The sequence below is a fragment of the Streptomyces sp. NPDC018045 genome (assembly GCF_044327445.1).
Taxonomy (GTDB): domain Bacteria; phylum Actinomycetota; class Actinomycetes; order Streptomycetales; family Streptomycetaceae; genus Streptomyces.
In genome coordinates this window covers 316569-329082 of record NZ_JBIRFL010000001.1, presented here as the reverse complement: position 1 = coordinate 329082, position 12514 = coordinate 316569, and the positions used below count along the sequence as shown (strand labels likewise).

The 12514-nt window shown below is 68.6% G+C and carries 11 protein-coding genes and 1 riboswitch; of the genes, 10 read left to right on the top strand and 1 reads right to left on the bottom strand.

Features of this window, described 5'->3' with window-relative positions; genetic code table 11:
* Positions 1 to 36 precede the first annotated feature (36 nt).
* The 4 genes from coxB to ACH4EB_RS01315 all read left to right on the top strand — a co-directional run bounded on the left by coxB (position 37) and on the right by ACH4EB_RS01315 (position 4505).
* The gene (coxB, locus tag ACH4EB_RS01330) at positions 37 to 999 is read left to right on the top strand and encodes a cytochrome c oxidase subunit II (RefSeq protein ID WP_385238471.1); all 963 of its coding nucleotides are present in this window, start codon (positions 37 to 39) and stop codon (positions 997 to 999) included.
* A complete protein-coding gene (gene ctaD, locus ACH4EB_RS01325; RefSeq protein ID WP_125047521.1) occupies positions 996 to 2726 on the top strand; it encodes a cytochrome c oxidase subunit I in 1731 nt (576 codons plus the stop codon). The genes coxB and ctaD overlap by 4 nt, the downstream gene beginning before the upstream one ends.
* Positions 2723 to 3121 carry a cytochrome c oxidase subunit 4 gene (locus tag ACH4EB_RS01320; protein ID WP_030593216.1) on the top strand — a complete coding sequence of 133 codons (399 nt, stop codon included), beginning with the start codon at positions 2723 to 2725 and terminating at the stop codon, positions 3119 to 3121. The genes ctaD and ACH4EB_RS01320 overlap by 4 nt, the downstream gene beginning before the upstream one ends.
* 109 nt (positions 3122 to 3230) lie before the next feature.
* On the top strand, positions 3231 to 4505 hold the full coding sequence (locus ACH4EB_RS01315) for an Ig-like domain-containing protein (RefSeq protein WP_398345173.1): 1275 nt from the start codon (positions 3231 to 3233) through the stop codon (positions 4503 to 4505).
* A 31-nt stretch (positions 4506 to 4536) separates the two neighbouring features.
* Here the strand turns inward: ACH4EB_RS01315 and ACH4EB_RS01310 are convergent, their stop codons facing one another.
* Entirely contained in the window at positions 4537 to 4938 is a 402-nt protein-coding gene (locus ACH4EB_RS01310) for a hypothetical protein (protein ID WP_398345172.1), read from the bottom strand.
* 298 nt (positions 4939 to 5236) lie between these two features.
* Here ACH4EB_RS01310 and ACH4EB_RS01305 point away from each other — a divergent pair, with 298 nt between their 5' ends.
* From ACH4EB_RS01305 to ACH4EB_RS01280, 6 genes are all read left to right on the top strand, one after another.
* Positions 5237 to 5857 carry a heme-copper oxidase subunit III gene (locus ACH4EB_RS01305; protein WP_031004096.1) on the top strand — a complete coding sequence of 207 codons (621 nt, stop codon included), beginning with the start codon at positions 5237 to 5239 and terminating at the stop codon, positions 5855 to 5857.
* Between the two features lie 79 nt (positions 5858 to 5936).
* Positions 5937 to 6746: a c-type cytochrome gene (locus tag ACH4EB_RS01300; protein ID WP_398345171.1), complete on the top strand. Its 810-nt coding sequence runs from the start codon at positions 5937 to 5939 to the stop codon at positions 6744 to 6746.
* Entirely contained in the window at positions 6743 to 7807 is a 1065-nt protein-coding gene (locus ACH4EB_RS01295) for a Rieske 2Fe-2S domain-containing protein (RefSeq protein ID WP_398345170.1), read from the top strand. The genes ACH4EB_RS01300 and ACH4EB_RS01295 overlap by 4 nt, the downstream gene beginning before the upstream one ends.
* Positions 7804 to 9441, top strand: a complete 1638-nt coding sequence (locus ACH4EB_RS01290; RefSeq protein WP_398345169.1) for a cytochrome bc complex cytochrome b subunit — start codon at positions 7804 to 7806, stop codon at positions 9439 to 9441. Before ACH4EB_RS01295 ends, ACH4EB_RS01290 begins: the two co-directional genes overlap by 4 nt.
* Positions 9442 to 9587: 146 nt before the next feature.
* Complete coding sequence (gene trpD, locus ACH4EB_RS01285; RefSeq protein ID WP_398345167.1) at positions 9588 to 10652, top strand: anthranilate phosphoribosyltransferase; 1065 nt, start codon at positions 9588 to 9590, stop codon at positions 10650 to 10652.
* A gap of 85 nt (positions 10653 to 10737) precedes the next feature.
* Positions 10738 to 10855: riboswitch (SAM riboswitch) on the top strand.
* Positions 10856 to 11027: 172 nt separating this feature from the next.
* Positions 11028 to 12494, top strand: a complete 1467-nt coding sequence (locus ACH4EB_RS01280) for an aminotransferase class V-fold PLP-dependent enzyme (RefSeq protein WP_398345166.1) — start codon at positions 11028 to 11030, stop codon at positions 12492 to 12494.
* Positions 12495 to 12514: the final 20 nt, after the last annotated feature.

The window sequence follows — 12514 nt, the reverse complement described above, 5'->3', positions numbered from 1 at the left end:
CCGGTCTCGCGGGCGAGACTCTCGGGAAGGCGCTACGTGAGTCCCAACGGCTCCGACCGCTCGTCGCGGCGCCCGATGCGGCGGAAGCTGCCGCAGGTGCTGGCTGCGGGACTGGTCCTGGCAACCTCGACCGGTTGCACATACAAGGACTTTCCCAACCTCGGCATGCCCAATCCGGCTACTGAAGAGGCGCCGCGGATCCTCTCCCTTTGGCAGGGCTCCTGGGCCGCCGCCCTCGCAGTGGGCGTGCTGGTGTGGGGCCTGATCATCTGGAGCTGGATCTTCCACCGCCGCAGCCGGACCAAGGTGGAGGTCCCCGCACAGACGCGGTACAACATGCCCATCGAGGCGTTGTACACCATCGTTCCGTTCATCATCATCGCGGTGCTCTTCTACTTCACCGCGCGCGATGAGAGCGAACTCCTCAAGACTTCGAAGAAGCCCGACCACGTCATCAACGTGGTGGGCTATCAGTGGAGCTGGGCGTTCAACTACCTGGAGAACGTGGACGGCAAGGCCGACACCACGAACATCGACTCCAAGGAACTCGACGCGATCCCGGACAAGTGGAAGAAGAATGTCCCCGCCGGCGCCGACGGCGTGTACGACGAGGGCATCCCGGGCACGCGGAACCCGCAGACCGGCAACCCGGGTCCGACCCTGTGGCTGCCCAAGGGCGAGACGGTCCAGTTCGTCCTGACGTCGCGTGATGTCATCCACTCGTTCTGGGTGGTGCCGTTCCTGATGAAGCAGGACGTCATTCCCGGCCACACCAACGTCTTCGAGGTGACCCCCAACAAGGAGGGCACCTTCATGGGCAAGTGCGCCGAGCTCTGCGGCGTCGACCACTCCCGGATGCTCTTCAACGTCAAGGTCGTCTCCCCCGAGAAGTACCGGGAGCACCTGAAGGACCTGGCGAAGAAGGGCCAGACCGGTTACCTGCCGTCGGGCATCAAGCAGACGGATCACGCCAGGAACGCGGAGACCAACAACAAGTGAGCATCCTCAACGAACCTCAGGGTGCCGCCGCCGCAACGGCTCCGGCAGCACCACCCGCCCGAAAGAAGTCTCCCGGCTCCGTCGTGGTGAGCTGGCTGACGACCACTGACCACAAGACCATCGGTACGCTCTACCTGGTCACCTCGTTCGCGTTCTTCTGCATCGGCGGCCTGATGGCGCTGCTGATGCGCGCCGAGCTCGCTCGTCCCGGCACGCAGATCATGTCGAACGAGCAGTTCAACCAGGCGTTCACGATGCACGGCACGATCATGCTGCTGATGTTCGCGACGCCGCTGTTCTCCGGGTTCGCGAACTGGATCATGCCGCTGCAGATCGGCGCGCCCGACGTGGCGTTCCCGCGGCTGAACATGTTCGCGTACTGGCTGTACCTCTTCGGCTCGCTGATCGCGGTGGCCGGCTTCCTCACCCCGCAGGGTGCGGCGGACTTCGGCTGGTTCGCCTACTCGCCGCTGTCGGACGCGGTCCGCTCGCCGGGCGTCGGCGCCGACATGTGGATCATGGGTCTGGCCTTCTCCGGCTTCGGTACGATCCTCGGCTCGGTCAACTTCATCACCACGATCATCTGCATGCGCGCTCCCGGCATGACGATGTTCCGGATGCCGATCTTCACCTGGAACGTCCTGCTGACCGGTGTGCTGGTCCTGCTGGCCTTCCCGGTCCTGGCGGCCGCGCTGTTCGCCCTGGAGGCGGACCGTAAATTCGGGGCACATGTATTCGACGCGGCCAATGGCGGCGCATTGCTCTGGCAGCACCTCTTCTGGTTCTTCGGACACCCCGAGGTGTACATCATCGCGCTGCCGTTCTTCGGCATCATTTCCGAGGTCATTCCGGTCTTCTCCCGGAAGCCGATGTTCGGTTACATCGGTCTGATCGCGGCGACGATTTCGATCGCGGGCCTTTCGGTCACCGTCTGGGCGCACCACATGTACGTGACGGGCGGCGTGCTCTTGCCGTTCTTCTCGTTCATGACCTTCCTGATCGCGGTACCGACCGGTGTGAAGTTCTTCAACTGGATCGGCACGATGTGGAAGGGCTCCCTGTCCTTCGAGACACCGATGCTGTGGGCCGTCGGCTTCCTGATCACCTTCACCTTCGGTGGTCTGACCGGCGTCATCCTGGCGTCGCCGCCGATGGACTTCCACGTCTCGGACTCGTACTTCGTCGTGGCGCACTTCCACTACGTCATCTTCGGCACCGTCGTCTTCGCGATGTTCGCCGGCTTCCACTTCTGGTGGCCGAAATTCACCGGAAAGATGCTCGACGAGCGGCTCGGCAAGATCACGTTCTGGACGCTGTTCGTCGGCTTCCACGGCACCTTCCTGGTCCAGCACTGGCTCGGCGCCGAGGGCATGCCGCGGCGCTACGCGGACTACCTGAACGCGGACGGCTTCACCACGCTGAACACGATCTCGACGATCGCCTCGTTCCTGCTGGGTCTGTCGATGCTGCCGTTCATGTACAACGTCTGGAAGACGGCCAAGTACGGCAAGAAGGTCGAGGTCGACGACCCGTGGGGCTACGGCCGCTCGCTGGAGTGGGCGACCTCCTGCCCGCCGCCGCGGCACAACTTCCTCACGCTGCCGCGCATCCGCTCCGAATCCCCGGCGTTCGATCTGCACCACCCCGAGATCGCGGCGCTGGAAGCCGTCGAGAACGAGGGCCAGAAGGACACGGCGCTGTTCGGCGGCAAGGAGGTCGGCAAGTGAAGATCCAGGGCAAGATGTTCATCTGGCTCTCCGTCTTCGTCCTCGCCATGGCGATCGTCTACGGCGTCTGGTCGAAGGAGCCGGCGGGCACCACCGCGCTGTTCCTCGCCTTCGGCCTGTGCATCATGATCGGCTACTACCTGGCCTTCACGGCGCGCCGGGTGGACGCCGGAGCACAGGACAACGACGAGGCCGAGGTCTCCGACGACGCCGGTGAGCTGGGCTTCTTCAGCCCGCACAGTTGGCAGCCGCTGTCCCTGGGCGTCGGCGGCGCGCTCGCCTTCCTGGGCGTCGTCTTCGGCTGGTGGCTGCTCTACTTCTCGGCCCCGGTCATCCTGATCGGCCTGTTCGGCTGGGTCTTCGAGTACTACCGGGGCGAGAACCGCACGCAGTGACGCGGTCCCCGCACCACGGGCGGGCCCGGACACCTCTCCAGGTGTCCGGGCCCGCCCGTTTGCAGTCCTCCAGCGCGCCGCGGCCGGGGGACTTTCCTACTTTGGGGTCATGAGCCACAGACCACGACACCGGACGGCGCTCGGCTGCGCCTTCCTGCTGGCGCCCCTGGCGGCAGGCGCCACCGCCTGCGGCGGTTCGTCGTCGGACCCGCTCTCGGCCGCGCCGTACGACGCGGCCGGGCAGATCGCCGCCAACGCGCCCGGAGACGGCCACAAGGCGGACCCGGACAAGCCGCTGGAGATCTCCACCACCGGTGACGAGGCCCGGATCACGGACGTGACCGCCACCGACGCCTCCGGCCGCTACATCAGGGGCGAACTGGCCGCCGACGGCAAGCAGTGGCGCACCACCGTCCCGCTGGCCGCCGGCACCCGCTACACGGTGCGGGTGAGCACCGAGGACGAGGACGGCGCCCCGGGCCGCAAGGTCCTCCGGATCGACACCGAGGACACCGGCGACCGGCTGAGCGTCAAGCTCGGGCCCGAGAACGGCACGTACGGGGTCGGGCAGCCCGTCACGGCGGCGCTGAGCAAGCCCGTCAAGGACCCCAAGGCCCGCGCGATCGTGGAGGGCGCCCTCAAGGTCCGCTCCAGCCCGCGCGTGGAGGGCTCCTGGCACTGGGTCGACAGCAAGACGCTGCACTTCCGCCCGCGCGAGTACTGGCCCACGCACGCCGACATCGAGGTCCGCAGCAACCTGGAGGGCCTGAAGATCACCGGCGGGCTGTACGGGGGCCCCGCCAAGCCCGTGAAGCTGCGTACGGGGGACCGGGTGGAGGCCGTCACGGACGCCGCCGCGCACACCATGACGGTCACCCGCAACGGCGAGGAGATCAACACCATCCCCGTCACCACCGGCAAGCCCGGCTACTCCACCCGCAACGGCACCAAGGTCATCCTGGGCAAGGAGGGCTTCGTACGGATGCGGGGGGAGAGCATCGGCATCCCGTCGGGCAGCTCGGACTCCTACGACCTGCCGGTCTACTGGGCCACCCGGGTGACCTGGAGCGGTGAGTACGTGCACGCGGCGCCCTGGTCCGTGGGGTCGCAGGGCGCCGCCAACGTCAGCCACGGCTGCACCGGCATGTCCACCGGCAACGCCAAGTGGTTCTTCGACACCGTGCGGGTCGGCGACATCGTCAAGGTCGTCAACAGCGGCGGCGAGACCATGACGCCCTTCGACAACGGCTTCGGCGACTGGAACATGTCGTGGAAGCAGTGGCGCGAGGGCAGCGCGCTGGACAAGAACAAGCCCAGCACCACAGGTGAGCAGGACCAGCGGCCGGGACCCGAGAATGCCGCCCGGCTGCGCCCGCAGACCTGAAGGGCCCTCAGAACGGCCTCCAGGGGGCCGCTCAGGCGCCCGTGAGGAGCCTGCGGCGCAGCAGCCCGGCCAGGGCGTCCGTGAAGGCCACGGGGTCCACAGGATGCGTCACAGCGGCGTCCGCGCGGCTCCACGTCGCCAGCCAGGCGTCCTGCGGGCGGCCGATGAGCAGCAGCACCGGCGGGCAGTGGAAGATCTCGTCCTTGATCTGCCGGCAGACGCCCATGCCGCCCGCGGGCGCCGTCTCGCCGTCCAGGACGCACACGTCGATCCCGCCCTGCTCCAGGGCCGCCAGGACGGCGGGGAGGGTCGCGCACTCCAGGATCTCCACCGGCGGCACGTCGGCGGCAGGCCGGCGGCCCGTCGCGAGCCGTACCTGCTCGCGGGTGTCGGCGTTGTCGCTGTAGACCAGCACCGTGGCAGTCGCCTGCATCGTTCCTCCACACATCTCGGCGGTACGGCTTCGGGCGGGGCCTCGCCCGGCCGCCGCCGGGAGGTGCCTCCTGCGCGGATGCTACTGCTCGTACGGCGGCGCGCAGGAGGGTTCGGCACGATCCAAGATCTGGCCGACGGCCCGTCAGGACTGGTCGGGGCGGGGGTACGGGGCCGTCCGGCGGGTCCCGGGTCCTCCCTTCGGGCGACTGTCGCGGTGGGCCGTACGAGCAGGGCATACGCCCTTGACACACCGAACGGCACCCCCCGGAGTGAGGGCGGGATAAGCGACCGACATAATGTCGGTCGTGGCGACAGCAACGACAGTAGAAACCGGGCACGCGCACCCGTCGGTCAATCGGCCGAACCTCACCAGCGTCGGAACCATCATCTGGCTGAGTTCCGAGCTGATGTTCTTCGCGGCCCTCTTCGCGATGTACTTCACCCTCCGATCGGTGACCGGGACCGAGTATTGGAAGGAATCCGCCGATGCGCTGAATCTTCCGTTCTCCGCGACGAACACCACGATCCTGGTACTCAGCTCGCTGACCTGCCAGCTTGGTGTGTTCGCGGCCGAGCGCGGCGATGTCAAGAAGCTCCGGACCTGGTTCGTGGTCACCTTCATCATGGGTGCGATCTTCATCGGCGGTCAGGTCTTCGAGTACACCGATCTGGTCAAGGAGGAGGGCCTCTCGCTCTCGTCCGGCCCGTACGGCTCGGTGTTCTACCTGACCACCGGCTTCCACGGACTGCACGTGACGGGCGGACTCATCGCCTTCCTGCTGGTCCTGGGCAGGACGTACGCGGCCAAGAGGTTCACCCACGAACAGGCCACCGCGGCCATCGTCGTGTCCTACTACTGGCACTTCGTCGATGTCGTCTGGATCGGCCTCTTCGCCACGATCTACCTGATCCGGTGACCGGTCCCGTACCGGAACCGCATTTCAGACAGACATAGCCAAAGCATCGACGCAGAAGATCCTGACACCGGGGTAATCCGTGAAAAAGCTCTCCGCACGACGGCGCCATCCGCTGGCGGCGCTCGTCGTCCTACTCTTCGCGCTGGCGGTCACTGGGGGGCTGTACGCCGCGTTCGCGCCTGCGGACAAGGCTCAGGCCGATGACACCGCCCAGTCTCTTGCCATCAAGGAGGGCAAGAAGCTCTTCGCCGTCGGCTGCGCAAGCTGCCACGGCACCGGCGGTCAGGGCACCTCCGACGGCCCGAGCCTGGTCGGCGTGGGCGCCGCCGCCGTCGACTTCCAGGTCGGTACCGGCCGGATGCCGGCGCAGCAGCCCGGCGCCCAGGTGCCGCGGAAGAAGAACATCTACAGCCAGGCCGAGATCGACCAGCTCGCGGCGTACGTCGCGTCGCTGGGTGCCGGTCCCAGCGTGCCCGGCAAGGACCAGTACGGCAAGGACGGCGCGGACATCGCCAAGGGCGGTGAACTGTTCCGTACGAACTGCGCGCAGTGCCACAACTTCACCGGTAAGGGCGGCGCCCTGACCAACGGCAAGTTCGCACCGTCGCTTGAGGGCGTGGACCCGAAGCACATCTACGAGGCCATGGAGACCGGCCCGCAGAACATGCCTTCCTTCGGTGACGGTTCGCTGTCCCCGCAGAACAAGAAGGACATCGTGTCCTACCTCGGCGCCGTCAACAGCGACGACACCCCCAGCCCCGGTGGTCTGGGCCTGGGCGGTCTCGGCCCGGTCAGTGAGGGCCTCTTCGGTTGGATCGCCGGCCTGGGCGCGCTGATCGCGGTCGCCATCTGGGTCGCAGCCCGGACTACGAAGGCCAAGAAGTCATGAGTGAGACTGGACGACACGAAGACGTGCCAGAAAAGAACCTCCCCAGTGAGCGGGACACGGCTCACGGCGGCGCGGTCGAGACGGCGGAGAACCCCTTCGCCGACCCGGGGCTGCCGCCCCACGAGCCCCGCATCCAGGACATCGACGAGCGGGCCGCCAAGCGCTCCGAGCGCGCGGTCGCCTTCCTCTTCACCCTGTCGATGCTCGCGACGGTCGGCTTCATCGCCGCCTACGTGATCTTCCCGGTCGACCAGATCACCTACATCTGGCCGTTCGGCCACGTCAGCGCGCTGAACTTCTGGCTCGGTCTGACGCTCGGTGTGGCGCTCTTCTGCATCGGCGCCGGCGCGGTCCACTGGGCCCGCACGCTGATGTCCGACGAGGAGGTCGCCGACGACCGGCACCCGATCGAGGCGACGCCCGACGTCAAGGCCAAGGTCATGGACGACTTCCGCCAGGGTGCGGCAGAGTCGGGCATGGGCCGCCGGAAGCTGGTCCGCAACACCATGTTCGGCGCGCTGGCCCTGGTGCCGCTCTCCGGTGTGGTGCTGCTGCGCGACCTCGGTCCGCTGCCGGAGAAGAAGCTCCGCACGACCGGCTGGAAGAAGGGCATCCGCCTGGTCAACCAGTCGACCAACCTTCCGCTGCGTCCCGAGGACATCGCGGTCGGTTCGCTGACCTTCGCCAAGCCCGAGGGCCTGGAGGAGGACGACCACGACTTCAACCAGAAGATCGCCAAGGACGCCCTGATGCTCGTGCGGATCCAGCCGCAGAACATCAAGGACAAGCAGGAACTGGACTGGTCGCACGAGGGCATCGTCGCCTACTCGAAGATCTGCACCCACGTGGGGTGCCCGATCAGCCTGTACGAGCAGCAGACGCACCACGTGCTGTGCCCCTGCCACCAGTCGACCTTTGACCTGTCCGACGGCGGACGCGTCATCTTCGGCCCCGCCGGACACGCCCTGCCGCAGTTGCACATCACGGTGAAGGACGGCTTCCTCGAAGCCGTCAGCGACTTCGCGGAGCCCGTCGGCCCGAGCTTCTGGGAGCGCGGATGAGTAACGAGACGAGCGCGACCACCACGCGCCGCGGCCAGGCGCCGCGGGGCGAGCGGATCGCCGACTGGGCGGACGGCCGGCTGGGCATCTACAGCCTCGCCAAGTCCAACATGCGCAAGATCTTCCCGGACCACTGGTCCTTCATGCTGGGCGAGATCTGCCTCTACAGCTTCATCATCATCATCCTGACCGGCGTCTACCTGACGCTGTTCTTCCACCCGAGCATGGCCGAGGTGACCTACCACGGCTCGTACGTGCCCATGCACGGGATCCGGATGACGCAGGCGTTCGAGTCGACGCTGGACATCAGCTTCGACGTGCGCGGCGGTCTGCTCATCCGGCAGATCCACCACTGGGCGGCCCTGGTCTTCCTGGGCGGCATGATGGTGCACATGATGCGGGTGTTCTTCACCGGCGCCTTCCGCAAGCCGCGCGAGGTCAACTGGCTGTTCGGCTTCCTGCTGCTGGTGCTGGGCATGTTCACCGGCTTCACCGGCTACTCGCTGCCGGACGACCTGCTCTCCGGCACCGGCGTCCGCTTCATCGAGGGTGTCATCCTGGCGATGCCGCTGGTCGGCTCGTACCTGCAGATGTTCATCTTCGGCGGGGAGTTCCCGGGGCACGACATCATCCCGAGGTTCTTCACGGTGCACGTGCTGCTGCTGCCCGGCATCATGCTGGGTCTGCTGGTGGCGCACCTGATCCTGGTCTTCTACCACAAGCACACGCAGTTCCCGGGTGCCGGCAAGACCAACAAGAACGTCGTCGGCATGCCGCTGCTGCCGGTCTACATGGCCAAGGCCGGAGGCTTCTTCTTCCTGGTCTTCGGCGTGATCTCGGTGATCGCGGCGATCGCCAGCATCAACCCGGTGTGGGCCATCGGCCCGTACCGGCCCGACCAGGTGTCCACCGGCGCCCAGCCCGACTGGTACATGGGCTTCGCCGAGGGTCTGGTCCGTGTGATGCCCGGCTGGGAGTGGGACATCTGGGGCCACACGATCAACTTCGGTGTGCTGATCCCGATCCTCATCTTCCCGCTGGTGCTGGTCGCGATCGCGGTCTACCCGTTCGTCGAGTCCTGGGTCACCGGGGACAAGCGCGAGCACCACATCCTGGACCGCCCGCGCAACGCCCCGACCCGTACCGGCTTCGGTGTGGCCTGGCTGACCGCCTACCTCATCATGCTGATCGGCGGCGGCAACGACCTGTGGGCCACCCACTTCCACCTGTCGCTGAACTCGCTGACCTGGTTCGTCCGGATCGGCTTCTTCGTCGGGCCGGTGCTCGCCTTCATCGTCACCAAGCGGATCTGCCTGGGTCTGCAGCGCCGGGACCGCGACAAGGTGCTGCACGGACGCGAGTCCGGCATCATCAAGCGGCTGCCGCACGGTGAGTTCATCGAGGTGCACGAGCCGCTCAACCAGGAGCAGCTCCACACGCTCACCCAGCACGAGCAGCCCAAGCCGTTCGAGATCGGCCCGGAGGTCGACGAGAACGGTGTCGAGCGGAAGGTCAAGCGGACGACCAAGCTCCGCGCCAAGCTCTCCAAGGGCTACTACGGCGAGGACAACGTCATCCCGAAGCCGACCCCGGAGGAGTACAAGGAGATCACCAGCGGCCACGGCCACCACTGATCGCCGCCGTGTGACGCACGGCAGTACCCCCGCGTAAGTACGCCACCCAGAGGGCCCCGTCCATACATTGGGCGGGGCCCTTCGGCACGCCACGGCGCCGGATAGGGTTTCGGCACCAGCAGGACACGAATCCAGGAGTGTGGACCATGAACGTTGTGACCCCGGGTGGCGGCGACAGCGTGGCGGCCCAGACCTGGCCGGGTGTGCTGGACGCCCTCCTCCAGGGCCGGGACCTGGGCGCCGACGACACCGCGTGGGCGATGGACCGGATCATGCGCGGCGAGGCCACCGACGCGCAGGTCGCCGGGTTCGCGGTGGCGCTGCGGGCCAAGGGCGAGACCGTCGCGGAGATCTCCGGCCTGGTACGGGCGATGTACGCGCACGCCAACCTCATCGAGGTGCCGGGCCCGAGCGTGGACATCGTCGGCACCGGCGGCGACGGCGCCAAGACCGTCAACATCTCCACGATGTCCTCGATCGTGGTGGCCGGCGCCGGCGCGAAGGTCGTCAAGCACGGCAACCGCGCCGCCTCGTCGGCCAGCGGCGCGTCCGACGTGCTGGAGAAGCTGGGCGTCAACCTGGACCTGGCCCCGCGCCGGGTCGTCGAGGTCGCCGAGGAGGCCGGGATCACCTTCTGTTTCGCGGTCAAGTTCCACCCGTCGCTGCGGCACGTGGCGCCCGCGCGGCGCGAACTGGGCATCCGTACGACGTTCAACGTGCTGGGCCCGCTGACCAACCCGGCGCGGGTACGGGCGCAGGCCACCGGCGTCGCCGACGCGCGGATGGCGCCGATCCTGGCCGGGGTCCTCGCCGAACGCGGCTCCAGCGCCCTGGTCTTCCGGGGCGACGACGGACTGGACGAGCTGACGACCACGGCCACGTCGAAGGTGTGGATCGTACGGGACGGCGGCATCCGCGAGGAGACCTTCGACCCGCGGGACGTGGGCATCGACCTGGTGCCCGTGGAGGCGCTGCGCGGCGCCGACGCCTCGTACAACGCCGACGTGGCGCGCCGCGTGCTGGGCGGCGAGCCCGGGCCGGTACGGGACGCGGTGCTGCTCAACTCCGCGGCGGCGCTGGTGGCCCTGGAGCCGACCGGGGCGCCGCTGGCCGAGCAGATCTCGGCGGGCATCGAGCGGGCCGCCGAGGCCGTCGACTCGGGCGCGGCCCGCCGGGCGCTGGACCGCTGGGTGGCGGCCAGCAACGCCTGACGGCGGCAGGGGTGTGCCGCGGGGCCCGGTCCGGGATGCGGACCGGGCCTTGCGCGTTCCCGATCGTGTGGCATGATTCTGCCCAGGTCACGAGTGACAGCGACTACGGCCCCGGCCCGCTGTCCGGCAACCCTCCGTCCGTGGCGGGGTGCCCCGGGTGATGACCAGGTCGCAGGCAGCGAGGTCTGCGGCAAGCGCGGATCCCTCGTGCCAGGGATCCTGGTCCTTGAGGGAGATCTCTCATGATGCAGCGAATGCGTTAGGGCCGTACGGGCCCCTTTTCCGCACCCCCTTTTCCCTTCACCGCTGTCGGCCGGCCCCGCTTCGGCGTGCGCGCCCCGCAGCGAAGTCGCCCTGCCTTCACGGGAGTTCGCCATGCCTGTTTCCGCTGCCGCCACCGATTCCACCACTGATTCCACCACTGATACCGCCTCCGCTGCCGCCGTCTGCGCCCCGCTGCCCGTGCTGGGCCGGGACGTGCTGGTCCCGCTCGTCACCGGTGGTGAGGTCGAGTACGCGGCGCTGGACATCGCCGCCAGCGCCCCGGCGCTCCAGCGCGTCTGGGACGACGTGGCCGCGTACGCCCCGTACTACGGCAGCGTCCACCGTGGCGCGGGCTACCTCTCGCAGTTGTCCACCGATCTGTTCGAGAACAGCCGGGCGGAGGTCGCCCGCTTCCTCGGGTGCCGGATCGAAGGGGGCCCGGGCGAAGCCCGGACCGGCAGGGGTGGTGGCGGGCGGCGGGAGGGCGATCAGGTGGTCTTCACCCGCTCCACCACCGACTCGCTGAACCTGCTGGCCGCCGTGCTGCCGGCCGGTACCCGGGTGTTCGTCTTCGAGACCGAGCACCACGCCTCGCTGCTGCCCTGGGAGCAGCGCGCGGATGTCGAGGTGACGTACCTCGACGCTCCCCGCACCCCGCGGCAGGCGGTGGACACGCTGGAGCGGGCGCTGGCCGAGCGCGAGCCCTACAGCAACGCGCTGGTCTGCGTGACCGGCGCGTCCAACGTGACCGGTGAGCTGTGGCCCGTACGGGAGCTGGCCGCCGCGGCACACGCGCACGGCGCCCGGATCGTCCTGGACGCCGCCCAGCTCGCCCCGCACCACCCGGTCGACATCGCGGAACTGGACGTGGACTGGGTGGCCTTCTCCGGCCACAAGCTGTACGCGCCCTTCGGGGCCGGCGTGCTGGCCGGGCGCGCCGACTGGCTCCGGGCGGCCGAGCCGTACCTCGCGGGCGGCGGCGCCAGCCGCACGGTCGCCCGCCGCGCCGACGGCGGCGTGGACGTGGAGTGGCACACCACCGCGGCCCGCCACGAGGCCGGCTCGCCCAACGTCATCGGCGCCTACGCCATCGCCGCCGCCTGCAAGGCGCTCACCGAGGCGGGCTTCGAGGGCCTGGTCGCCCGGGAACAGCGGCTCGTCGAGCGGGTACGGGCGGGCCTGGCGGAGGTGCCCGAGGTCACGGTGCTCTCGCTGTTCGGGGACGACGCCCCGCGGGTGGGCGTGCTGTCCTTCGTCGTCGAGGGCTGGAACAGCTCGCACTTCGCGGCGGCGCTCTCCGCCGAGTACGGCATCGGCGTGCGCGACGGGCTGTTCTGCGCGCACCCGCTCGTACGGACCCTGCTGGGCGCCGAGTCCGAGGCCCCGGGGGAATGCGGCGCGCCCGAAGGGGCACCGGGGGAGCGGAGCCTGAACGCCATCCGGGTGAGTTTCGGGGCCGGCACACCGGACGAGCACGTGGACCGTTTCGTACGGGCCGTCAAGGAGCTGGTGACGCAGGGCGCGCGGTGGAGCTACCGCACCGAGGACGGCCGCTGCGTGCCGGACACGGCGGCGTAGCCCCTTTGACCGCCCGCGTC